Below are 19,796 nucleotides of genomic sequence, written 5' to 3'. Positions count from 1 at the left end.
CGGTATCTTGAAAGATCAGGCGAATTGGAGTGCCATTGATGCCACCTCGTTTGTTGAAATAAGCCTCAGCAATTTTTGCACCTGTGACCTGTTCTTGTCCTAGCAAAGCGACATTGCTAGTTTGAGCAACAGCGATGCCAATAGGGATTGGGGTTTGAGTTCCGCTTGTGGTGGGACTATTAGAAGTAGTTGAGGTAGTATTATTTGTTGGAGTGCAAGCCACTGCTAGCAAGCAGGCCATAAAGGCTACGATCGCATAGCCAAAGAGTTGTTTGATAGATTTTGCCATAATTTAAGAAGCCTTAAAATAGCGTTACTCGGATCAGTCTATCAAAGTAGGTGTAATTTATGAATTGTCCTGACTTTGACGGCAGATTTCTAAGCGATAGAGAACTGTATCGACTAAATTAAATCCTTCCCAGAAAAATAGGCTTGGCAAATGACCTCGTGGCGCAGAGATCGAAAAGGTTAGATTCTCATATTTACGCCAAATCTTTGGAGAGAATTCTAGATTTAACCAACGTGGTTTGCGCCATCCAACACGATCAGCAAACTTCTCATAGATCTTGGCAAATTCCCAATAGTTATTTTCTTCATAAATCAACCTGCCGCTGAGACTTTTCCAGATTTGTTTCTGAATACTCCAACCAAAGCGATTATTACTGGCTTGCATCCATGCTTGGTCGATCGCTACCCATATATCACAAGAAATCTGATCGATGTCATTGGAAGTTAATTCGGCAATTCTATTTTTATTTGCGAGTTCCAAAATGATTGTGTTAGTTAGCAGATCGCTTTCTTGCCATTGCCCTAAATTTAGAGATTCTATTAATTTTTTGATCTGAGGGCTGTTATGTAGATTAATACAACTAACTTCTAAACTATTGGAATTATTGTCTGAACTAATTGTTACAGATTGGAGATCATGCATGACCTCGTTAGCGGAACTGTAACGATTAGAGATCGCTCTTTCTAAGAGACGATTAAGAATTACTGCTAAATGATTAGATATAGGAGTTTGTAACTTTTCTCTCCAAATCCAGCGATCGCTTTCATCGTCATATAAATCAAAAGGTGAAATTCCTGTTAGTAAATAAATGCAAGTAACTCCCAAACTATAGAGATCGCTTTGAGGGAAAGCCTTTCCCCTTGCTTGTTCGGGAGCGATATATTCGGCACTGCCAATTAAAGTGCCTGTGCGATTGGCTGTATCGGTAGTAAAAGCTTTAGCGGCTCCGAAATCAACGAGAACAAAATTGACTTGAGGGGAATTGGTAATTGGTGATTGGTAATTGGCTTTTCCCGCTTCTTGAACTAACTCAGGAGCTGTTAAAGAACACCTAATAATATTGTCGGGTTTGATGTCGCGATGGATAACTTGGCGATCATGGATGAATTGGAGAACTGGCAGGATATTTGCCAATAATTCGTAGATCTGTGCTTCGATAAATATGCCATTGCGCTGCAATTCGATATAGAGATTTTCGCCTTCGATGAGTTCTTGCACTAGATATAGACATCCATCTTCTCCAAAATAGGCGATTAGCTCAGGAATCTGTGGATGAGATCCTAATGCTTTAAGTTGAGCGGCTTCGCTTTCAAATAGAGCGATCGCCTTTTTCATTAACTCAGACTCTTGAAACTGGGGCAGAAATTGCTTGATTGCGCAGGGTTGCCCCAACCGCCCTAAATCTTTTGCTTGAAAAGCTCGCCCCATGCCTCCCTGCCCAATTAAGGAGATTGCCTCATATAGACCTTTAAGCTGCAAGTTTTTACCACAATTCATGCAAAATCTCCCGCCTTCGGGATTGTTTGGCTTCTGGCAGCTAGGGTTGAGGCAGTAGGGCATATTTCTGATGGTAGATTTACATTTGTTTACATTAAATATAAGGTTTAGTTAAATAATATAAAGCTTCTGTAGGAAAGGAATTAATTATGGTAAACACACCAACTAAAATCTCAGCAGTTGATAACAATACTTCCAAGCCCTCCAGCAAAACTGTTGGTCTTAATGTAAATCCTACAGGGGCAGGCGTATTTGGTTTCAGCAACTTTGCTGAGACTTGGAACGGTCGGATGGCAATGATTGGATTAGTTGCGGGCTTTGCCAATGAAGTTTTGACTGGCAAAGGTATCCTCGCTCAAGTTGGCATTACTGGGGGTATTAGTGTATTATTTACGCTTTTCTTTGCAGGTTTCACAGTTGCAACTTTGCTTGGTTACTATGCAGTTAAAGCTACTCAAAATGCTGAATAATACCAATGTTCAAAATAGTAATGCCATTTTGAGGCTCCAAACCCTTACTGAGTTTGATGTTTAATTCTCGAAAGTTTAGTCAGACCTTCGATAACTAGTAAAAAATATTCCAAAAAATGGGAGGGTGCAAAGCACGCTCCCATTTTTTATTGGTGGAGCGCTAAATTATAGGTATAATTTTGAAAACGATTATCATTGTTTGAGCATCAGCATCTATGCTTGAAGTGCAAAACCTGTCGGTGGACTATCGCGAAGCTTCAGCTTTGTCAGATATTTCTTTTAGCCTCAAATCTTCCTCGTTAGTGGGATTGATTGGTCCCAATGGAGCAGGCAAAAGCACTTTACTTATGTCGATGCTCTATCTGATTCCTGCTCAAAAAGGTCAAGTCTTTTATCAAGAAAGACCACTTAAGCTGCAACGTCAAAAAATTGCTTATCTTCCACAGCGATCGCAGATTGATTGGGACTACCCTGTGACTGTCTGGAATGTGGTGATGATGTCACGTACTTTGCACAGTAGCTGGTTTGGGAAAATCAGCCGTCAATCAAAGGAAATTGTGCGTGAAGTATTGGAGCGTGTTGAACTTTATGACTTACGAGATCGCCCAATTAAACAGCTTTCAGGCGGACAGCAGCAGCGTGTGTTTTTAGCGAGAGCTTTAGCGCAACAAGCAGATATTTTATTGCTGGATGAGCCAATGACCGCAGTGGATAAAAAGACTGAGGCGTTAATGTGGAATATTTTTAATGAGCTAAAGCAGGAGGGTAAGACCTTGCTGATTAGCTGTCATGAATGGGGTGATACTCTTGATCGCTATGATCAGTTATTACTACTCAATCGTCATTTGGTGGCAAGTGGTACACCTCGCCAAGTACTTACTCCAGCAAATATTCAAGCCGCCTATGGTGCATCGGTTGAGCAAATCAATCATAGCGATCGCGCTGGAGAAGAATTACTATTTTGTTAATCATAAAACCCAAAAGAATAATGACGGCGCTTCGCGCTGTCATTATTCTTTTGGGTTTCACTTCCCAGTGAATAATTAGGGAGGGCGGTCAGCGCTTTGCTCGCAATGACATTTTGTTCTTTCACTATAAAATAGACACAATAGACAGCTCGATTCGCTTTAGATAATTGCATGCTTCAAATCTCCAAACATAAGTCTATTGCGATCGACGAAATTAGTATTACTGCCATCCGATCGCAAGGTGCAGGTGGTCAAAACGTTAATAAAGTTTCGACAGCGATTCATTTGCGTTTTGATATTAATGCATCTTCCTTATCACCTATCTATAAAGAACGCTTACTCAGCTTAAGCGATCGACGCATCACCAAAGATGGCATTCTGATCATTAAGGCACAACAGCATCGTACTCAAGAACAAAATAAAGAAGATGCTCTAAAACGTCTTCAGTTGTTAATCCAAAGTGTGGCGATCGTACCAATTAAACGTAAGCCAACAAAACCATCACGAAGTGCTCAAAATCGACGCATCGAAAATAAAACTAAGCGCGGAGAAATTAAGGCTTTAAGAGGTAACATTACCGAGTAGTGATGAAGCAGATGCTTAATTCATCAGGACGGAAGGCTAAACTAGCACAAAAATTAGCTGAATTTCGACAGCGATCGCAGCTAAAAGAAGCTCAGCAATTGCTGATTGCATTAGATATTCCCTTAGAGCTTTGCAAAATATTTTTACCAAATAATGACGCATCAAATCACCTTGTGCAGTGGCTGAGTCAATCATTTCCTTGGCAATATGGACAGATCGATTGGCAACAGATTTCTGAGAGTATTTGCGCGGGTCGGCATGATCAAACAGCTTCTGCCTTTCATGAACTTTGCCAAACCCAGCAGCTTGGTAATCCTATTGTGAATGTAATGTGGTTCTCGGCTGCTCATCCAATTCTAGAAATGCCATTGGATTTGGTCAAGCTTTCTCTAGAAGCAATTGTGGAAGAAGATTGGGATACATGGATCTTTGATCCAGTCGCTGGTTGGTGTATTGAGTTTCATCACGAAGGGACTATGTGTTATGGCAGAGTGTGAAAAATTTAAAATTGGTTTTGATGAAAGTCTGCCGTAGGAAGACTTTCATCAAAACCAATTTTAAAAATGAGAGTTGCTGACTATAAGCAAATACTGCAAAATATTTACATCCGTTATGCTATATTAAGAAATGCACGGCAGCTTGGCTCAGGTGGTTAGAGCGACGGTCTCATAATCCGTAGGTCCCGGGTTCAAATCCCGGAGCTGCTATATAGACTAAAAAGTATAGGTGAAGCTCTGCTTCACCTATACTTTTATGGTGTTCATGATAGTATGTAAACAATTTACTCCCTAACGCAAAGGACAGGATTATGGGATTACTCGATCGCATTGGTATGGTGGTCAAGTCCAATGTAAATGCAATGGTTACGGCTGCTGAAGATCCAGAAAAAATTCTGGAGCAATCAATCATTGATATGCAAGAAGATTTGGTGCAATTGCGCCAAGCTGTCGCGCAATCAATGGCTGCTCTGAAGCGCCAAGAGCAACAATATAATCAAAGCGCTTCTCAGGCTCAAGAGTGGGAAAAACGGGCGATGCTAGCTCTCCAAAAAGGGGATGAAAACTTAGCAAGGGAAGCCCTGAGCCGTAAGAAAACCCACGGCGATTCGGCAGCAACCTTAAAAACTGGCTTAGATCAGCAGTCAGGTCAAGTAGATCTGCTCAAGAAAAATCTAATTGCGATCGAAGGCAAGATCTCTGAGGCAAAAACCAAGAAAGAGATGCTCAAGGCTCGTATGCAGTCTGCTAAGGCTCAAGAGAACCTTAACAATATGCTGGGCAAGGTTAATACCAACTCCGCCGCCGCTACTTTTGAGCGGATGGAAGAGCGAGTCCTTATGGCTGAGGCTAGGGCTGGAGCCAGTGCCGAACTTGGGATGGATAATCTGGAATCTCAGTTTGCTCAGCTAGAGGCTGGTAGCGGGGTTGATGATGAATTAGCCGCACTCAAAGCGAAAATGATGACGGGCAGTCCAGCATCTCAAGGTGCTTTGCCTCCATCGGATGCATCTAAGCCAACTGTCGGTGCTGCGATCGATGCTGAGCTAGAAGCTCTTCGTCGTCAAATGGGTTAATTACTCGAAATTAGGTTGCGATGTGTTTTTTTATTAATTAACGCCAATGATTTAGAATGTCAAATCAAAAAATAAGAGTCAGCGCTCAGCGCTGACTCTTATTTTTTGATTTGTGATTTGCCTAAACCAAGCCATTTTGTCTGATTTAACATCATTGCCAATTCGATCTGACTTGCTTGAAGCTCGCTGTAAAGAGAGGAAAAGCTGAAAACTTGTGCATGATATTATGTAGACAATTCACTTTTAGGACAAAGGACAGGATTATGGGACTACCAGAACGCATTATTATGGTGCTCAAGTCCAATCTCAATGCAATTGTCTCGGCTGCCGAAGATCCTGAAAAGATTTTGGAGCAATTAATCTTTGACATGCAAGAAGATTTGGCGCAATTGCGCCAATCTGTCGCGCAGGCGATCGCAGCCTTGAAAGTCCAAGAGCAGCAATATAACCAAAGTACAACACAGGCTCAAGAATGGGAAAAACGAGCAATGTTGGCTATCCAAAAGGGAGATGATGCTCTTGCGAAGGAAGCTCTCAGTCGTAAAAAGACTCACACGGAATCAGCAAATACTCTAAAAGCAGGATTGCAGCAACAAACAGGGCAAGTGGAGTTGCTCAAGAAAAATCTAACTGCGATCGCAGGTAAGATTTCTGAGGCAAAAACCAAGAAAGAACTGCTTAAAGTCCGTTTACAAACTAGTAAGTCTCAAGAAAATCTCAACAATATACTCGGCAGTGTAAATACTACTTTGGGAGGGGCTAATTCGGCAGAGGCTACTTTTGCACGCATGGAAGAAAAGGTTTTAAAAGCTGAAGCTTTGGCAAGTGCTAATGCTGAGCTTAGTGCTGATGAGCTAGGCTCTAAGTTTGCACAGCTAGAATCAGTTAGCGATATTGATGACGAATTGGCGGAGCTAAAAGCCAAAATAGCGATCGTTAGTTCTGCTTCTCAGAATGCTTTGCCACCATCGGATGCCACTTAGTTAATACAGCACTAGAAGCGCTTCTCGCCATTGTTTTTGATAAAAGTAAAAACGATATTGCCTGATCTCAATTTTTTGTTTTCAGTAATTGGACTCTCTCTAAGTCTCGCTTAACTTCAAAACTAAGTTCGCGATTTTTAGGATCAGTATTTAGTGCTTTATTGAGGTAGATTTCCGCTTCGCGTAATTTACCCACCAAAATTAATTCGCTACTCCATCGGTGGTAAGTAACTGCTTTCCAATGGATTACCTCTGGAGAAGTAGGAAACCTTTCGCTCATTCCCTCGACAACCGCGATCGCTACGACATATTTTTTTTGCTTGAGTAGATCTTGCACGCGCCGCAACATATCTAATTTTAGCCTTAGTTCTGGATCGCTATTAATCGGATCGACTTGATTATTGACTTGCTTCACCTCGATCTTGATTTTGGGATGGGGTTGAGGTTTGCTATGAGCTTTAGGTGGTGGTGGTGTAGGTTGAGATCTCGGCGCATTTGCAGCTTCTTTTTTAGAAAATAACTCCTTACTCAAATCTTCTTTATCAGAATCTTTAAGCATTTTGTAAGCTTCCTGCACTAGTCGAAACTTATCTATTGTTGTCGGATCATTCTGATTGACATCGGGGTGATACTTCCGCGCCAAACGTCGATAAGCCACTTTAATATCATCTAAAGTGGCATTGCGGGGAACTCCCAAGAGTCGATAACATTCGGATAAGTGCATGAAGTGAAATTTGATTATTAAGAAGCCGATAACAGGGCTGGTCAGAAATTTGCCGCTACTCTGGCTTTTTGCGAATTGAATATTTTCCTTTAGTCGTAATTGGCGAACCTTTGTTTGACTCTACGAGCTTGATGTATTTATCCAAAGCTTCCTCCTTAGTCGCATGTTCAGAAATGACATGCACTTTTCGACTGCCCGTTAGCTCGAGGATAACTTGATGCATAAGTAAATATTTAGGAAATAGCCTTAAAACTTTAAAAAATAGTTTAGCAAATATAAACTCATAAAGTAAAAGGGGCGCAAAGCGCCCCCTTTTACTTTATAGGAGTTTTACCAATTCTCGAAAGTATGGCTAGACTTTTGAAAATTAAAAATTAAACCCAGTAATTTTTTGGGTTTTCAAAATGGCTTGCCATTTTGAAAACTGGTGTCACTAGAATTTAGCGCTTCGCAAATTTCTTGGTGAGCTTGCGTAAACGAATTGATTCTGGTGTAACCTCAAGGATTTCATCGGGACCAATGTATTCCAAGGCTCGTTCCAGACTCATCTCGATAGGCGCTTGCAACTGTACGATGTCATCGGCACCAGCCGCACGCATGTTCGTGAGCTGCTTGCTCTTACATACGTTTAGCTCCATATCTTGAGGACGATTGTTCTCACCAATGATCATGCCCTTATAAACCTTAGTGCCTGGTTTGATGAAGAACACGCCGCGATCTTCAGCATTCTTCAAGGAGAACTCAGTAGCTACGCCTTCTTCAAAGGAAATCAATACGCCATTGCGACGGGCGCTGATTTCACCAGCCGAAGGACGGTAATCGAGGAAGCTATGGTTCATGATGCCAGCGCCGCGAGTAGCGCGCATGAAGTCACCACGGAAGCCGATTAGTCCACGGGCCGGAACGACAAACTCTAGCTGAGAGCGACCACTGCTCGACATTTGCATATCAACCATTTCGGCGCGACGTTGACCGAGACGCTCGATACAACCACCGACCGCATCTTCGGGGACATCAAGGACGAGACATTCGTAAGGTTCGCACTGTTTGCCGTTAAGCTCACGGTAAATAACTTGAGGCTGCGTAACTTGGAATTCGTATCCTTCACGACGCATGGTTTCGATCAAGATGCCAAGGTGCAATTCGCCACGTCCAGCTACCGCAAAGCGATCGGGGAATTCAGGATTTTCTTGGACACGCAAAGCCACGTTGGTTTCGAGTTCGCGCATCAGGCGATCGCGTACTTGACGAGTGGTAACTAGCTTGCCTTCTTGTCCAACAAATGGCGAATCGTTGACGCAGAAAGTCATCTGCAAAGTGGGTTCGTCAACCTTGATCATCGGCAGAGCTAAAGGCTCGTTAGGGCAAGTGATGGTTTCGCCGATGTTAGCGGTTGCAAAACCTGAAACCGCAACAATGTTACCTGCGGAAGAGGTTTGCATCTCAACCCGTTTGAGCCCGTCAAACCCCAAAAGCTTGGTGATTTTACCTTTGACGATTTTGCCATCTTCAGAGATTAGCGCTGCCTGTTGTCCAGAGGTAATTGTCCCGTTGTGAATTTTACCGATAACAATGCGACCAAGATAATCGGAATAGTCGAGGGTGGTTACTTGCAACTGCAAAGGCTTTTCAGGATCGCCAACAGGTGGAGACACATGGTGTAAGACCGCCTCAAACAGCGGCTTCATATCAACACTTTCGTCTTCTAATTTTTCTTTGGCGAATCCACCCATTCCTGAGGCGAATAGGTATGGGAAATCGCACTGATCGTCATCTGCACCAAGTTCAAGGAACAGATCGAGTACTTTACTGACTGCAACATGGGGATCGGCAAATTCGCGATCAATTTTATTGATTACTACCATTGGACGCAAGCCTTTTTCCAACGCCTTTTTCAACACAAAGCGAGTTTGAGGCATGGGACCTTCATTGGCATCAACGATTAGCAAGCATCCTTCAACCATGCCAAGTACGCGCTCAACTTCGCCACCGAAGTCGGCGTGTCCTGGGGTATCAACGATGTTGATTAAAGTGTCTTTGTATTTAACAGCAGTATTTTTTGAAAGTATGGTAATGCCCCGCTCACGCTCTAAGTCGTTGGAGTCCATCACACATTCGACAAGGGCTTCACCTTCACGAAAAGCGCCTGACTGTCTGAGAAGTGCGTCTACTAGAGTGGTTTTGCCGTGATCGACGTGGGCGATGATGGCGACATTGCGGATAGGGAGAGACATGGGTGATGTATCGAGTTGATCGAAAAACTTATTATTTCTTTATCTATTATGCTTGAAGTTGACAAAAAACTTTGTGTTTATACCTACGTTGCAATCATCAACCCAGAAAATAAAGGCGGCGCAAAGCGCCGCCTTTATTTTCTGGGTTTTTATAAAGGACTTAATCCGCTTTGTTGAAGCAAGTTAAATGAGTCTTTGAAAATCATCACTACGCCTAAACCGAGGAGAATTACTAAGCCGCCTTGCATGACATTATTTTGTAATTCTTCAGGCAATGGCTTACCACCGCGTAAAGCCTCGATCGCCAAAAATACTAATTGACCACCATCCAGAGCAGGTAAGGGCAAAATATTGATAATTGCGAGGTTAATACTAATAATTGCTGTGAAATCAAATAATGCTGCGGCATCAGACTTAACTAACTCAGAACCCATCGCCACGATCGCTACGGGGCCAGATAGTTGAGAAGCCGTATTCTTAAAATTGGTAGCCAGTTGTTTCAGCCCTTGGACAGTCATCACTACTAAACGCTCAAAACTCTGGGTAGCATTGTCAAAAGCTTCGGCAAGGTTTTTCACAGCTCGACGGTGAGGCTTTCCAGTGAAGTCTAGTCTTACGCCGATTCGACCTTTGCCTGATTCGCCATCGGGCAAGATTGGCACTTGTAACAATTTGCCATCGCGCATTACTTGCAAATCAACGTTTTGATTGGCATTTTTAGAAATCAAAGTTTGAAAGCGATCGAGCGTCGTGAGGTTAGTGTCAAAGTTTGTCCCATTTGCTGATAGGACGATATCGCCAGCTTGCAGACCTGAAACCGCTGCGGGTGCATTTGGCTCAAGAATTTTTGTGATTCTTACCCCTGGTTGATCGACTGTGCCGATGCCAACACTCAATGTCATTACTAATAAAACTAAGTAAGCAAAGACAAAATTGGCAATTACTCCTGCGCTGATTACGATCGCTCGATCCATGATCGGACGATTTTTCATCAAATTGGGGTCGTCATTAGGAATGTTGCTCTCTTCATCATCATCAGGAAAGCCAACATAGCCGCCAAGGGGAATTGCTCGGAGTGCATATTCTGTTTGTTTGCCTTGATATTTCCATAACACGGGACCAAACCCAATCGAAAATCGATTGACATGAATGCCCTGTACGCGAGCAGCCATGAAGTGACCGAGTTCGTGAACTAAAATCAGAATCGCAAGAACGGCAATTGCAGGCAAGGCAGACATAGACTTCGCTCTAATAGTTAAGAATTTCTTAGAATTTTAATGTTGTAAGTAACACAGACCCAGAAGTTGGGCTGCCCGCACGGCGGGCAGCCCAACTTCTGGGATTTTATATTTTAGGCAATATATAAAGATTGCTTAGTTTGCGATCGTAGCACAACCAAAAAGTCAAATGTTTGACAAAGCTTTTAGCGCGTCATCTAACCCAAAGAATGGCAAGACCCATAAGCCTCAATACTTTTTTAATTATTGGATGAGTGGCATTATAAAAACTTATGTTAAGATTAATGTATATAAGTTATGAATTATTGCAATCTTTTAAGTTTTATTAACTAAACTATTACCTAATGCGCTGAAATGAACAATACAACTCGCATCGCCGCTTCAATCGTTCGCCTAATTCTCGGTTCAGACTCTGCCCCAGTCTCGTTAACTCAAGCCTCTCTTCTTCTGCTTAGGGTTGTCCTTGGGACGATGATTATTCATAACGGTTTCGATAAACTTGCGGATATTTCTGGATTTGCTGAAGCCTATGTCGAGGCGATCGGGTTACCTTTTCCGATTTTCTTTGCCTACTGCGCAGCAATTACTGAAGTGGTTGCCGCGCCTTTGCTAATTCTTGGGTTTTTAACTAGACCAGCGGCTTTAGGTTTATTTACAACTATGCTTGTAGCTAACTATCACCACATCTTGATTGGTGGTTTCTCGATCCCATCCATTGAGTTATCCTCAATTTATGCAGTGTCTTTTGCCTTTTTCGCAGTTTATGGTGGGGGCAACTATGCGATTGACACTTTGATCGCGAAATCATTAGATAAATTTTTGTCAGGTTCTTCAAATGTTAACGCGATCGCTCAATCAGTAAGAGTGACAGCTAATAAGTAGATATTTATCTAAAACAGAAAAAGGGGCGCTTTGCGCCCCTTTTTCTGTTTTAGATATCTCTATAAAATCAAAATATGTGATGCTAAACACCTTTCTACTTGTTCTTTAATTATGCCAATGTACTTAGTGAAAATCATAAAAATGTGAGTGTGGGGCTAAGCCCCACACTCACATTTTTATGAGGTGAAGGTGATAATGATGCTTTCGTAAAAGCGATCGCATTTCGGATTTGAATGTGATTCTTGAAATTCAGGTAAAACGGTATCACTCATTACGTTTTTATGTAAAAAAAGTAAGCAAAAATATTGTTGGATTGGTATTCTGAACAACCTAAAAATCAAAAAATATAGGTGTTACTTCTCACTTCTTCTCTTTTGCCGTGAGATTGCGTAAATATTTTCAAGATTAAGTAACTAATTTAAGATGACTACGCTAGAATATGTGCGGATGAGTATTTCTAGATCGCATGTTTGTTTTCAGTATTGACAGTCGTCTTCTGTTTCATCGTGACAGGCTTCTTTCCGAAATCTCTATCTCTACACATATCTGATTGTTGAAGCAAGTATTATGTCTATTTATGTTGGTAATCTCTCTTATGAGGTTACAGAAGATGATTTGAAATCCGTATTTGCAGAATACGGCAAAATCACCCGCGTTCATCTACCGATTGATCGCGAGTCGGGTCGTCCACGCGGTTTCGCTTTCGTTGAAATGACTGATGAAAAAGAAGAAGATGCTGCGATTGAAGCATTAGACGAAGCCGAATGGATGGGTCGTGCCCTCAAAGTCAATAAGGCTAAGCCTCGCGAAAGCTCTGACTCCTTTGGTGGTGGCCGTGGCGGCTTTAAGGGCGGCGGTGGTCGTCCGTCTGGCGGCGGTGGCGGCGGCGGTCGTCGTTACTAAATAAAAAAAGAAGGGGTGCTTAGCACCCCTTCTTTTTTATGAATTGATGGCACGCCTCAGGGCTGAACCATCGCCAATAATTCCTAAATTTTGAATAATTTGATGCTTTCGAGCTTCTTCGAGTTTGTTCAGGTCGTTGTAATTGACCCAAGCGATACAGTCTACTGGACAGGTATCGATCGCCTCTTGCACTAGATCCTCTTCATCCCCGTCTTGGGCGATTACTCTAGCGCGTCCATAATCTTCTTCTAAAAAAAAAGTACTGCTTGCCGTATGAGCACAGTGACCACAACCAATACATACTGTTTCGTCAACAAACACAGCGTTTTGTCGCAATTCTCCACCAAGTTCAGGTTCAAAGCCTGAGCGATCGCTCATCTCTGACTCTGAACTAGTGGTTATCGCAGTATGTATCGACAAATTATCCATTCCAGCGCTGTAAAACTAGGCGTACTGAGCCATCTTCACGTACTTGCTTTTCAGATAGAGCAAATCCTTGCTCGCTAGATTCACCCATGACGGTGGCTATCGCATAGCCTTGAGTGACTTTTCTCAAGAAACTCTCTACTGTCCAAGGCTGTTGCCAAAATTGCATGTCCGCAACTAGGGCATATTCAGCGCCATTCCACTGAAACCCGACATCATAACCATTGTCTTGCTCAATTACCACTTCAGCAGATGTGGTCGAGCCTTCGTGTCCACGCATGGGCGTAGTGCCAGATTTCCAGTTGACTCCAAGATCGGTTAGGGCTTTTTGCAAAGGTTCTAGACTGCGGATTTGGGTTTTTACTTGGCTAAAATGTGACATAGGGTTTATCCTGACTTCGATCTAAATGGCTAATGGGCGAAAACTATAACTTTTTTATCTTATATATCTGCGGAAACTGGTGATTTTATCTTTTTTAACTACCATTGGCTAAAGTCAGAAGCTTCTGTGTCTGACACGCGATCGAGTTGCGTAGCCGACTGAGATGTTACCTGCTGTTGAGCAAAATTTTCAGAAGTTAACTCTCGATGAGCGACTATGCCGAGCTTTGCTTCGATCGCGGCGGTTACTTCAGCACAACTAGAACCGATAATGCCTGTGACACGCTCTTCGACTCGTCCATCTGGGTAGATAATGAATTCCAGAGTTTCCATACTGATTCTAGCTGTTTAATTAATAGACAGTTTGACGCAAAGTTCCTATAAACGTCAAGAAGTTAGATGGTAAAATCAAAATCTTTTTCTGATGCTTGCTATATAGAGATCGCAATGCTCTACTCAAACGGAAATTGTAGATCGAGAATTTGGGCGATCGTGTAGGGGCATTCTGGAGGCAGATCATCAATATCTAGGGGCGTTTCTCGCAAAACCAAATTAATCCCCTGTCGAAAGCCCTTTTGAACAGCTTCATTAAGATAAGGCTTTAAGCTGGGATTTTCTTGTAAAACATCCAAAATTTCGTCCCTTTGCTCGCGAATAGTCGCTCTCCAGCTTTTGCCACGCAACTCAGGCTGAAATTGCCATTTCAACAAATGTCCAATTAAAATCCCTAATCGATTGCGTAGTTCCTGCTTTTGCTGCTTGCCCAAGGATGAAATCTCCTCTACCAAATTTTCAATATCTAACATCTGCCATTCCCCCAAACGTAATAACTCAGACTGTTCCTGCGTCCAAGCATAAAAATCTTGCTCGTATTGATTAGCTGCGGGACTAACTTGATTACTAGCCTGATTATTATGGCGATCGCCTTGCAAATTTTGCTTAAAGTCTGATTTCAGCATTAAGATCACCTCATCACTTATCAGCTACCTTTACTACTTTGCCATGTCTCATGTCTATAGAGACAGCAACCTTGCATTTGTCACGGCTTTTCTCAATTGTAAAAGTTGCAATATCGCCTTGAAGATAAGGTTTATTAAATAAGCAAGGAGAAGATATAAGATTTGTCATGATTGGCAAAATCCCAACCCTAATCTTGATGTCGTTGTCATAAACTCTACAGGAACCACGAGTATCAGGGAAACAGGAAGTTTCATAAATATATAGAGTCGTGGGTAGCCCTTGAAATTGGTATGTAGCAACGTAGACGTAATCAAAAATTCTAAATGTTAAGAGAAAGTACAGTAGTGGTGAAACTAAAACGGAAATTGCGAAAATTGCTAAAAATGGGAAAAAGATAAATGGGCGAAATAGCTTGATTCTCTGGCTAGGTGCAGTCTGCGATCGCCACCTGAATGCAAAAACTATCGTCAGGATAAAAAATATCAATATAGCGATCGGCTGGACTATTTCCCATGTCGGAATCATCTGCACAAACCACATACCGACAAGCGCAGGCAAGCAAGATAGGAGAATTATCTGCTTTAGATATTGAGGATTTGTGAATATTTGTTTACGCACTTTTTGGTTGTTCCTCAGTATTTCATAGCAGTTTGCTATAAATATAGGCTGTTGTAAGTTTCGAGGAGATATAGATGCAGGTTACTTTGGCTAGTCTTGAGGATCTTGACGAAGTTTCTAGACTGTTTGACCAATATCGTGTTTTTTACAATCAGTCTTCAGATCTCGACGCTGCTACAAAGTTTCTTCAGGAAAGGTTTCAAAATCAAGATTCAACTGTTCTTATAGCTCGTGACTGCGATCGCGTGGTTGGATTTACCCAACTTTATCCTAGCTTTTCCTCTGTGTCGATGAAGCGAGTCTGGATTTTGAATGATTTATTTGTAGACGCACTCTACCGAAAGCAGGGAATTGCCAAATTACTGATGAATGCGGCTGAGCAGTCCGACTTGTTTTAGCAACACAAATCTCTAATGTTGCAGCTCAAGCTCTGTATGAATCGCTTGGTTATATCAAGGATCAAGATTTCAATCACTATGCATTACGGTTATAGCGATGAAATAAAAAAGGCACTTGCTAAGCAAGTGCCTTTTTTATTAGGTTAATGGAATCGGGCAGAGTCGAACTGCCGTCCGCACTAGCGCCTAACCTCCCAGTCATTCACAGGTTTATCCGATTTGATCCTCACGGAGGGAATTACTAATTATCTCTAGTAGCCAAAGATGCACTGATAAAGTCTTGAGCAAATAACCTACCAGAGAAAGTTATAAGCAGCATCCGTTGGGGGTTGGAGTGACATATTTAACGGAGTCATACATCACACCTCGAAACCGAAAAGGTTCTTAGGCAGCTACAGGAGCGGCTTTACGAGAGAAAGATACAATGTTGTTCGCATGTACTTGTTTGAATCATTGATTTACGAGAGATAATTCGCTCTCGACCTGCATCAAAGGATAGCTTCTACTAACACGTCGAAACCCTTACGATCCCTTATGTTTTTAATAATAGCATAATAAAAATTGGTTTTGATGAAATTACGCCGACGACGTAATTTCATCAAAACCAATTTGAGGGGGAGAGCCGCAGGCTCTCCCCCTCAAATTGGTTTCATAATGAGAATTGCTGTTACAGCGCTTTGCGCTTAAACCCAAACCAATAAACTTTTTGAAAGTGTTGCAAAGCGACACTTTCAAAAAGTTTATTGTGGTTCGTTTGCTCGAAAATTGCTGTAAGTCTCACGAGCTACGTTCTTTTGCTTGCAAAAGGGATAAAATAATTTTTTTTGTTTCAGCACTTGTTGCTGTAGAGAAAATAACGATAAGGAGAGGCTGATCAAGTGGCTATTGCAATTACAGAGACGGAATATATATCTTCTAAAGAACTCAAAGAGTTGCATGGTTTTACTGACCCGTCGATCAAAAAGTTTTTGGGTGAATGCGATATGACTCAGAGCAATCCCAAAAGCAAAAGTGCGGCTCCGATTAGACTATATAGCATTGAACGGGTTAACGCAGTTTTAGCAGATCGGGCTTTCATTGAATGGCAAAGCAAGAAACAATCATCAACCTCAAAGCAAAAACAAGCTGTTGCCAATATTGAAGTAGTTTCTAAGACTGAGGCTATTGCGACTAGACAAGCCCCACAAATTGAAGCTTTTGATTTTGATGGTGGACTATCAGACTTAAAAACAGCGGATTGGGTTGATTTTCAATGGGAATATTTTCGAGATGAACATGAGAATAAGTTCTCAGAAGAGCAGAAATTACATGCTGTTATAACAGTTAAAAAGATGTTGGCTGCTTCATATTGGTTTGCACCTGAGGTTTTTTTTAATGCATTTAGTCAATATGGCAAGGGTGGTGCAGATAGCCCAGATTTAGTAAGCACATATAAATCCAGCATCTTGACAAATGGATGGAGGGGAATTCCCCTTGTGAGCCTGATGATTTGCGATCGCAAAGATCCTACTAAAATGATGCTGGATTCTGGACATCACCGATGGACTGCCCTCAAGGAATTATGGGAGGCGAAGGAGCTTCCTAACGATTTTAAAATCCCTGTCTTTGATTTAAAGCAATTGCGTCCAATTGTGAGAGATCAATACAACCCCAGTCTAGAATTTGCTTTGCGCTATGCAGTTACGGGTGGCACATTAGGTCATGACTTTGCCCTGAGAGTAATTGCGAAAAATTGGTTTACAAGACTTTGCACTGGTGTTGATTGCTCTTACTGAGTTAAGGGTTTAAAATCCTCAAAATGACGTTGTCTTTTGAGGATTGGAACAAGAAGTACATAGTTGAGGACGATGTCATGATTTCTCGTTTCTATACGCTGATGTTTGTGGTGGTAACTGGGCTTTGTGGGATGGTGATGTTACCAGATCTGCCCTTTGTAATTGCTCAAGCACAAACAACGAAAGATCTCAAAGCAGAAGCAGATCGACTTTTGGAAGCTTGCCGAAATGACTTAAAAACGAGCAAAAATCAACAGGCTTTACAGAGTTGCCAAAGAGCTTTAGAAGCTTTCAAAGCTTCTCGAAACTTAGGTGGAGAATCGAAGTCGTATTTAAATCTGGGAGTTGCTCACTATGCGCTTGGTAAATATGACACAGCAATTGACTACTATCAGCAAAGCTTAACGATCGCGAGGGAAATTAAAGATCGATTGGCAGAGGGAAAAGCGCTGGGAAATATAGGAGTTGTTTATTTAGCTCTTGGCAAATATGACCAAGCGATTGATTACCATCTGCAATCTTTGACCATTAATCGAGAAATTAAAGATCGATTGAGCGAGGGGCAGGATCTGGGAAATCTGGGACTCGCCTATTACTCTCTCGGCAAATATGACCAAGCGATTGAATACCATCAGCAATTATTAGCGATCGCAAGGGAATTCAAAGATCGCCTCAGTGAGGGAAAGTCTCTAGGAAATTTGGGACTCGTTTATTATGCTCTTGGCAAATACGACCAATCGATTGAGCACCAGATGCAAAGATTAGAGATCGCAAAGGAAATCAAAGATCGTCTGAGTGAGGGACAGTCCCTCGGCAATCTGGGTATTGCTTACCAAGCTCTAGGCAGATATTTCCAAGCGATTGAGTACCATCAGCAATTTTTGGTGATCGCGAGGGATCTCAAAGATCGACTAGGTGAGGGAGCGGCTCTGGGAAATTTGGGTGTCACTTATAAGTCCCTCGGTAAATATGACAAAGCGATTGAGTACTATCTCCAAAGTTTAGCGATCGCGAGGGAAATCAAGGATCGACAGGGTGAGGGAAAGGCGCTAGGCAATCTGGGAAACGCTTATGATTTCATCGGTAAGTATGACAAAGCGATTGAGCACCATCTGCAATTTTTAGCGATCGCAAGGGAAATCAAAGATCGTGATGATGAGGGACTTGCCTTGGGAAATCTGAGCGCTACTTATAACTCTCTGGGCAAATATGAAAAATCAATTGACTATAGTTTGCAATATTTAGCGATCTCACAAGAAATCAAAGATCGTCGTGGCAAGGGGCAGTCTTTGGGAAATATAGGTGTCGCTTATTATCATCTCGGAAAATATGACAAAGCGATTGATTCATACCTGCAATTATTAGCGATCGCAAGGGAAATCAAGGATCGTAATGCTGAAGGAATATCTCTTAATAATCTAGGTTTTGCTTTTGCTAATCTCAGTCAACCTGAACTCGCAATTCTTTATTACAAAGAATCGATCAATGTGTATGAATCCATTCGTAAAGATATCCGCAAACTAGACAAAGAAGAGCAAAGATCCTATTTGGAAACCGTCTCTAGCCGATATAAAACCCTTGCTACGTTGCTTCTAAACCAAGGTCGAATCATGGAAGCTTTACAGATTCTTGATCTGCTCAAAGTCCAAGAACTGGAAGACTATCTCAAAAATATTAAAGGTAGTGATAGATCGGCACAGGGCGTGAGGATTTTAGAGCCAGAGAGCGCGATTAGATCTCAGCTATTTGCGGTTAGCTTAGAGAAAGGCGCAGAACTTAATCGTCAACTTGTTAACCAGATCCAACAACTTCCCAAATCAGAAATCAACAAAGTTCCTGATTATCTCCAACAAATCCCACAGGGAACAGTACTGCTTTACCCCTTGATTTTAGGCGATCAACTAGAACTAATTTTTTTCTCCCCCAATACTATCCCGATCAGACGTACTGTCAAAATCTCCAAAGAGAAACTCAAATCCTTGATTCTTGAATATAGATCGGGACTGCTTGATGCTGGCTCCGAAGATGTCAAAGATGCTTCTAAGGCTCTCTATGATGTCCTGATTAAACCGATTGAATCTGAACTCGTTGCTACCAAAGTCGATACAATTCTCTATGCTCCAGATGGAATATTACGCTATGTTCCACTAGCGGCTCTCTATGATGGCAAACAGTGGCTAGTAGAAAAATATCGCGTCAGTAATCTAATTGCTTATACGCTCACTGACTTCTCAGCCAAGCCAAAATCTCAACCCCGCATCCTCGCAGGAGCATTTGGAGGCAAAGCTGGAGAGAAAAAATTTGGGCAAATTGGATTGCCAGCTACTCTTAAAGAAGTTCAAGCGATCGCCAACTCCTTTCAAAATTCAGTCACCCTGACAGAGAATAACTTCAGCCGTCAAGCGATCGAAGCCAAATTCAAAAAATATAATATTCTCCATCTTGCCACCCATGCGGAATTTAACACTGGTGTTCCTGATAACTCCTTTATCATTTTTGGCAATGGCGACAAAATCCGCCTCAATGAAATCACCGACTGGCAAATTCCGAATATAGATCTAATAGTGTTAAGTGCCTGTCAGACAGGGACAGGTAAACTCGGTGATGGGGTGGAAATATTAGGCTTTGGCTATCAAGTCCAGAAAGCAGGGGCAAAAAATGCGATCGCCTCGCTTTGGTCAGTTAATGACGCAGGTACAGGTTCACTCATGATGGCTTTTTATGGAGAACTGCAAAAAGAGAATGTGGCGATTTCTGAGTCATTAAGACGATCGCAAATTGCCTTAATCAAATCCAAAGACTTTAATCATCCCTACTTCTGGTCAGCATTCTTTGCGATCGGCAATGGTTTATAAAACCCATTCATAGAGTTGCGGCGCGAAGCGCCGCAAC

General features: G+C 42.0%; 22 protein-coding genes, 1 tRNA gene, 1 other RNA gene and 1 pseudogene (1 of these 25 running past the window's edge). 12 read left to right on the top strand and 13 right to left on the bottom strand.

The window, feature by feature from the left end; all coding sequences use genetic code 11:
• Window positions 1–289, bottom strand: partial view of an ABC transporter substrate-binding protein gene (locus APA_RS16100; RefSeq protein ID WP_236579608.1) — the beginning only. 941 nt of this gene lie to the left of the window's left edge; 289 of the gene's 1,230 nt are visible here — the first part of the coding sequence; its start codon is at window positions 287–289; the stop codon falls past the left edge of the window.
• 57 nt (window positions 290–346) lie between these two features.
• Window positions 347–1,849: a serine/threonine-protein kinase gene (locus APA_RS16095; protein ID WP_201323277.1), complete on the bottom strand. Its 1,503-nt coding sequence runs from the start codon at window positions 1,847–1,849 to the stop codon at window positions 347–349.
• Between the two features lie 86 nt (window positions 1,850–1,935).
• Between APA_RS16095 and APA_RS25595 the strand changes: the two genes are divergently transcribed.
• Window positions 1,936–2,256 carry a chlorophyll A-B binding protein gene (locus APA_RS25595; RefSeq protein ID WP_307837281.1) on the top strand — a complete coding sequence of 107 codons (321 nt, stop codon included), beginning with the start codon at window positions 1,936–1,938 and terminating at the stop codon, window positions 2,254–2,256.
• A gap of 215 nt (window positions 2,257–2,471) precedes the next feature.
• On the top strand, window positions 2,472–3,224 hold the full coding sequence (locus APA_RS16085; protein ID WP_201323276.1) for a metal ABC transporter ATP-binding protein: 753 nt from the start codon (window positions 2,472–2,474) through the stop codon (window positions 3,222–3,224).
• On the opposite strand, the gene APA_RS16080 is transcribed toward APA_RS16085, so the two are convergent.
• On the bottom strand, window positions 3,221–3,397 hold the full coding sequence (locus APA_RS16080; protein ID WP_201323275.1) for a hypothetical protein: 177 nt from the start codon (window positions 3,395–3,397) through the stop codon (window positions 3,221–3,223). The two genes, APA_RS16085 and APA_RS16080, sit on opposite strands and share 4 nt — an antisense overlap.
• Here APA_RS16080 and arfB point away from each other — a divergent pair.
• From arfB to APA_RS16055, 5 genes are all read left to right on the top strand, one after another.
• The gene (gene arfB, locus APA_RS16075) at window positions 3,396–3,809 is read left to right on the top strand and encodes an alternative ribosome rescue aminoacyl-tRNA hydrolase ArfB (protein ID WP_201323274.1); all 414 of its coding nucleotides are present in this window, start codon (window positions 3,396–3,398) and stop codon (window positions 3,807–3,809) included. The two genes, APA_RS16080 and arfB, sit on opposite strands and share 2 nt — an antisense overlap.
• 2 nt (window positions 3,810–3,811) lie before the next feature.
• Window positions 3,812–4,306, top strand: coding sequence for a hypothetical protein (locus tag APA_RS16070; RefSeq protein WP_201323273.1), 495 nt, complete (start codon window positions 3,812–3,814; stop codon window positions 4,304–4,306).
• 136 nt (window positions 4,307–4,442) lie between these two features.
• A tRNA-Met gene (locus APA_RS16065) sits at window positions 4,443–4,516 on the top strand.
• A 101-nt stretch (window positions 4,517–4,617) separates the two neighbouring features.
• Window positions 4,618–5,382, top strand: a complete 765-nt coding sequence (locus tag APA_RS16060; protein WP_201323272.1) for a PspA/IM30 family protein — start codon at window positions 4,618–4,620, stop codon at window positions 5,380–5,382.
• Between the two features lie 263 nt (window positions 5,383–5,645).
• Window positions 5,646–6,365, top strand: coding sequence for a PspA/IM30 family protein (locus APA_RS16055; protein WP_201323271.1), 720 nt, complete (start codon window positions 5,646–5,648; stop codon window positions 6,363–6,365).
• Between the two features lie 67 nt (window positions 6,366–6,432).
• On the opposite strand, the gene APA_RS16050 is transcribed toward APA_RS16055, so the two are convergent.
• From APA_RS16050 to rseP, 4 genes are all read right to left on the bottom strand, one after another.
• Entirely contained in the window at window positions 6,433–7,089 is a 657-nt protein-coding gene (locus tag APA_RS16050) for a J domain-containing protein (protein ID WP_201323270.1), read from the bottom strand.
• A gap of 55 nt (window positions 7,090–7,144) precedes the next feature.
• The gene (locus APA_RS16045; RefSeq protein ID WP_201323269.1) at window positions 7,145–7,312 is read right to left on the bottom strand and encodes a hypothetical protein; all 168 of its coding nucleotides are present in this window, start codon (window positions 7,310–7,312) and stop codon (window positions 7,145–7,147) included.
• A 217-nt stretch (window positions 7,313–7,529) separates the two neighbouring features.
• Window positions 7,530–9,323, bottom strand: coding sequence for a translational GTPase TypA (gene typA / locus APA_RS16040; RefSeq protein WP_201323268.1), 1,794 nt, complete (start codon window positions 9,321–9,323; stop codon window positions 7,530–7,532).
• A 149-nt stretch (window positions 9,324–9,472) separates the two neighbouring features.
• Window positions 9,473–10,561 carry an RIP metalloprotease RseP gene (gene rseP, locus APA_RS16035; RefSeq protein WP_201323267.1) on the bottom strand — a complete coding sequence of 363 codons (1,089 nt, stop codon included), beginning with the start codon at window positions 10,559–10,561 and terminating at the stop codon, window positions 9,473–9,475.
• Window positions 10,562–10,915: 354 nt separating this feature from the next.
• Between rseP and APA_RS16030 the strand changes: the two genes are divergently transcribed.
• Both APA_RS16030 and APA_RS16025 read left to right on the top strand, forming a co-directional pair.
• Window positions 10,916–11,443: a DoxX family protein gene (locus tag APA_RS16030; RefSeq protein WP_201323266.1), complete on the top strand. Its 528-nt coding sequence runs from the start codon at window positions 10,916–10,918 to the stop codon at window positions 11,441–11,443.
• A 567-nt stretch (window positions 11,444–12,010) separates the two neighbouring features.
• A complete protein-coding gene (locus APA_RS16025; RefSeq protein WP_201323265.1) occupies window positions 12,011–12,346 on the top strand; it encodes an RNA-binding protein in 336 nt (111 codons plus the stop codon).
• 36 nt (window positions 12,347–12,382) lie between these two features.
• On the opposite strand, the gene APA_RS16020 is transcribed toward APA_RS16025, so the two are convergent.
• From APA_RS16020 to APA_RS16000, 5 genes are all read right to left on the bottom strand, one after another.
• Window positions 12,383–12,775, bottom strand: coding sequence for a ferredoxin (locus APA_RS16020; protein ID WP_201323264.1), 393 nt, complete (start codon window positions 12,773–12,775; stop codon window positions 12,383–12,385).
• On the bottom strand, window positions 12,768–13,154 hold the full coding sequence (locus APA_RS16015; protein WP_201323263.1) for a DUF1257 domain-containing protein: 387 nt from the start codon (window positions 13,152–13,154) through the stop codon (window positions 12,768–12,770). Before APA_RS16015 ends, APA_RS16020 begins: the two co-directional genes overlap by 8 nt.
• A 98-nt stretch (window positions 13,155–13,252) precedes the next feature.
• Window positions 13,253–13,486: a DUF2997 domain-containing protein gene (locus APA_RS16010; protein WP_201323262.1), complete on the bottom strand. Its 234-nt coding sequence runs from the start codon at window positions 13,484–13,486 to the stop codon at window positions 13,253–13,255.
• A gap of 119 nt (window positions 13,487–13,605) precedes the next feature.
• On the bottom strand, window positions 13,606–14,112 hold the full coding sequence (locus tag APA_RS16005) for a DUF29 domain-containing protein (RefSeq protein WP_201323261.1): 507 nt from the start codon (window positions 14,110–14,112) through the stop codon (window positions 13,606–13,608).
• 13 nt (window positions 14,113–14,125) lie between these two features.
• Window positions 14,126–14,731 carry a hypothetical protein gene (locus APA_RS16000; RefSeq protein ID WP_201323260.1) on the bottom strand — a complete coding sequence of 202 codons (606 nt, stop codon included), beginning with the start codon at window positions 14,729–14,731 and terminating at the stop codon, window positions 14,126–14,128.
• A 74-nt stretch (window positions 14,732–14,805) separates the two neighbouring features.
• Between APA_RS16000 and APA_RS15995 the strand changes: the two are divergent.
• A pseudogene (locus APA_RS15995) lies at window positions 14,806–15,224 on the top strand (N-acetyltransferase family protein).
• 49 nt (window positions 15,225–15,273) lie between these two features.
• Here the strand turns inward: APA_RS15995 and ssrA are convergent.
• Window positions 15,274–15,661: a transfer-messenger RNA gene (gene ssrA, locus APA_RS15990) on the bottom strand.
• Between the two features lie 346 nt (window positions 15,662–16,007).
• On the opposite strand from ssrA, the gene APA_RS15985 reads away from it, so the two are divergent.
• Together APA_RS15985 and APA_RS15980 are read left to right on the top strand one after the other, a co-directional pair.
• Window positions 16,008–16,904, top strand: a complete 897-nt coding sequence (locus APA_RS15985) for a hypothetical protein (RefSeq protein ID WP_201323259.1) — start codon at window positions 16,008–16,010, stop codon at window positions 16,902–16,904.
• Window positions 16,905–16,981: 77 nt separating this feature from the next.
• Window positions 16,982–19,759 carry a tetratricopeptide repeat protein gene (locus APA_RS15980; protein WP_201323258.1) on the top strand — a complete coding sequence of 926 codons (2,778 nt, stop codon included), beginning with the start codon at window positions 16,982–16,984 and terminating at the stop codon, window positions 19,757–19,759.
• Window positions 19,760–19,796 lie beyond the last annotated feature (37 nt).

The organism is Pseudanabaena sp. lw0831 (assembly GCF_016584665.1).
GTDB lineage: Bacteria > Cyanobacteriota > Cyanobacteriia > Pseudanabaenales > Pseudanabaenaceae > Pseudanabaena.
This window is presented reverse-complemented; position numbering and strand designations above follow the sequence as displayed.

Coding starts and splice junctions, on each gene's coding strand:
- APA_RS16010 (WP_201323262.1), bottom strand. CDS start 13,486: ATGGAAACTCTGGAATTCATTATCTACCCAGATGGACGAGTCGAAGAG.
- APA_RS16050 (WP_201323270.1), bottom strand. CDS start 7,089: ATGCACTTATCCGAATGTTATCGACTCTTGGGAGTTCCCCGCAATGCC.
- APA_RS16080 (WP_201323275.1), bottom strand. CDS start 3,397: ATGCAATTATCTAAAGCGAATCGAGCTGTCTATTGTGTCTATTTTATA.
- APA_RS16055 (WP_201323271.1), top strand. CDS start 5,646: ATGGGACTACCAGAACGCATTATTATGGTGCTCAAGTCCAATCTCAAT.
- APA_RS16030 (WP_201323266.1), top strand. CDS start 10,916: ATGAACAATACAACTCGCATCGCCGCTTCAATCGTTCGCCTAATTCTC.
- APA_RS16045 (WP_201323269.1), bottom strand. CDS start 7,312: ATGCATCAAGTTATCCTCGAGCTAACGGGCAGTCGAAAAGTGCATGTC.
- rseP (WP_201323267.1), bottom strand. CDS start 10,561: ATGTCTGCCTTGCCTGCAATTGCCGTTCTTGCGATTCTGATTTTAGTT.
- APA_RS16085 (WP_201323276.1), top strand. CDS start 2,472: ATGCTTGAAGTGCAAAACCTGTCGGTGGACTATCGCGAAGCTTCAGCT.
- typA (WP_201323268.1), bottom strand. CDS start 9,323: ATGTCTCTCCCTATCCGCAATGTCGCCATCATCGCCCACGTCGATCAC.
- APA_RS15980 (WP_201323258.1), top strand. CDS start 16,982: ATGATTTCTCGTTTCTATACGCTGATGTTTGTGGTGGTAACTGGGCTT.
- APA_RS16015 (WP_201323263.1), bottom strand. CDS start 13,154: ATGTCACATTTTAGCCAAGTAAAAACCCAAATCCGCAGTCTAGAACCT.
- APA_RS16025 (WP_201323265.1), top strand. CDS start 12,011: ATGTCTATTTATGTTGGTAATCTCTCTTATGAGGTTACAGAAGATGAT.
- APA_RS16005 (WP_201323261.1), bottom strand. CDS start 14,112: ATGCTGAAATCAGACTTTAAGCAAAATTTGCAAGGCGATCGCCATAAT.
- APA_RS25595 (WP_307837281.1), top strand. CDS start 1,936: ATGGTAAACACACCAACTAAAATCTCAGCAGTTGATAACAATACTTCC.
- APA_RS16095 (WP_201323277.1), bottom strand. CDS start 1,849: ATGCCCTACTGCCTCAACCCTAGCTGCCAGAAGCCAAACAATCCCGAA.
- APA_RS16070 (WP_201323273.1), top strand. CDS start 3,812: ATGAAGCAGATGCTTAATTCATCAGGACGGAAGGCTAAACTAGCACAA.
- APA_RS16060 (WP_201323272.1), top strand. CDS start 4,618: ATGGGATTACTCGATCGCATTGGTATGGTGGTCAAGTCCAATGTAAAT.
- arfB (WP_201323274.1), top strand. CDS start 3,396: ATGCTTCAAATCTCCAAACATAAGTCTATTGCGATCGACGAAATTAGT.
- APA_RS16020 (WP_201323264.1), bottom strand. CDS start 12,775: ATGGATAATTTGTCGATACATACTGCGATAACCACTAGTTCAGAGTCA.